Raw genomic sequence first — 2,273 nt, 5'->3', positions numbered from 1 at the left:
ACAAGCAAAGAATGGTCGGGTTTATAAGGGCAGACAGCCCTTAATTATGGGTATAAGGGACAGCGTCCCTTAAATGTAAATGTTTGTTTCTTAAAAAAGAAAAGAGGAAAATGATGATCAACAGGAGTGAAACCTTAAGATACCTTGGATATAGTGGGGATGAAGTAGATGAAAATACTCTGCGTCTTATAGAAGAGTGCGAAGGACTTCTTAAAAAAAGTGCAAATCCAAGAAGTACTTACAAAGTTTTTGATTTAAAAAAGATAGACGATGAAACTTTGGATATGGGAGTCTTTAAGATAAAAAGCAAAGCTCTTTCAAGAAATTTGAGCGGGTGTAAAAACGTCATATTATTTGCCGCGACTTTGGGTCCAAGAGTGGATATCCTGCTTCAGAAATATTCAAAGCTTTCACAGGTAAAAGCCGTAGTACTCCAGGCTTCTGCCGCAAGTATGATAGAGGTTTATATAGATAGTATAGAAGATGAAATAAGGCTTGAAGCAAAAGAGAAGGGGCTTTATCTAAGACCCAGGTTTTCTCCCGGATATGCTGACCTTTCTCTTGAGTATCAAAGGGATATATTTAAGATATTGGATTTACCCAGAAGGATAGGGGCAACTTTGATGGATAACCTTATAATGGCGCCCTCAAAGACTGTTACGGCTTTTATAGGCTTAAGCGAAGAAGATAAAAATGTATGTGATTATATATAAAACTATTTGATTATTTATGCCTTGGATGTATAATATAAATTATTGAAAATTACTTATAAATTTTACAAATATTTACAATCTTATTTCAAACAATTTTACATCTTCAGGGGAAAATAATGAATATAATGACAAAATCTGAAAACAAAGAAAAAAACAAGGACTATTTATTTACAAATAAGGCACTTTTGATTTTGATACTGCCGCTTATAGTAGAGCAATTTCTTGCGATACTGGTAGGTATGGCTGACTCTATAATGATTGCAAGCGTAGGAGAAGCGGCTGTTTCGGGAGTTTCTCTCGTGGACAGTTTGATGCTGCTTCTTATAAATATATTTGCGGCTCTTGCTACGGGAGGAGCTGTCGTAGCGGGGCAGTATCTCGGAAAGAGAGACAGGGATAACGCCTGTGAGGCTTCTAATCAGCTCGTATGGTTTATTACCATTATTGCAGCTGTAGTCATGATTTTGGTTTATGTATTAAAACAATTCATATTAACTACGGTCTTCGGAAGCATAGACGCAGATGTCATGGGGCATGCCAATACTTATTTATTAATAGTCAGTGCTTCAATACCTTTTATTGCCTTATATAACGCAGGGGCGGCGATATTCCGTTCAATGGGCAATTCAAAAGTCTCAATGATGGTTTCTATTTTAATGAACCTTATTAACGTCATAGGAAATGCTGTACTTATTTACGGGTTTCATTTCGGGACTGCAGGGGTTGCTATACCTACACTCGTTTCAAGGATAGTAGCGGCGGTTGTCATAGTTATTTTGTTACTTAACAAGAATGTAACTCTTCATATAAGTAAGAGTTTTAAATATAAACCAAATTTTCATATGATAAAAAGCATTTTATATATAGGCGTTCCCAACGGACTTGAGAACAGTATGTTCCAGCTTGGTAAAATAATCGTACTGAGCCTGGTTTCCACCTTTGGGACTTACGCAATAGCCGCCAACGCCGTATCAAACGTAGTAGCGGCATTCCAAATATTATCCGGCATGGCGGTCTCCCTTGCCGTTACCACTGTCATTTCGAGATGTGTCGGTGCGGGGGAATTCGAGCAGGCGAGATATTATACAAAGAAGCTTATAAAAATAACATATGTTTGTATAGCTGTTTTTGTGGGAGTTATAATACTTCTTCTTCCTGTTATAATGAATGCTTACAACTTATCGGATATGACTGCATCGGAAGCGACGAAGATACTCTTTCTTCACGGAAGCTGTGCGATTTTCGTATGGCCTTTGGCTTTTACCCTTCCCTCAACTTTAAGAGCTGCGGGAGATGTGAAGTACTGCATGATAACCTCAATAAGTTCCATGTGGATATGCAGGATAGTGTTCAGTTATATCTTCGGTAAATATATGGGATTTGGAGTGTTCGGCGTTTGGATGGCGATGATAATGGACTGGGTAATAAGGGCGATATTCTTTATTATTAGGTACAGAAGCCCTAAGTGGGAGGGGAAACAGGTAATATAAGGGGTTCCACCCCTAAAACCCCTGTAAGGGACTCCGTCCCTTAGAAACCCTGCCCTTTTTTGTCCAAAGA

At 38.4% G+C, this 2,273-nt stretch carries 2 protein-coding genes; both read left to right on the top strand.

What is annotated here, in order from left to right; translation table 11 throughout:
* Positions 1–113 precede the first annotated feature (113 nt).
* Positions 114–713: a vitamin B12 dependent-methionine synthase activation domain-containing protein gene (locus NSA01_RS09925; protein WP_257481301.1), complete on the top strand. Its 600-nt coding sequence runs from the start codon at positions 114–116 to the stop codon at positions 711–713.
* A gap of 116 nt (positions 714–829) precedes the next feature.
* Positions 830–2,203 (top strand): MATE family efflux transporter, encoded by a 1,374-nt coding sequence (locus NSA01_RS09920; protein WP_373887193.1) that lies wholly within the window; start codon positions 830–832, stop codon positions 2,201–2,203.
* Positions 2,204–2,273 lie beyond the last annotated feature (70 nt).

Source organism: Anaerofustis stercorihominis, assembly GCF_024623185.1.
In the GTDB taxonomy this organism is placed as follows: Bacteria; Bacillota; Clostridia; order Eubacteriales; family Anaerofustaceae; genus Anaerofustis.
The sequence above is the reverse complement of the archived record's forward strand: the minus strand, read 5'-3'. Positions and strand labels throughout refer to the sequence as shown.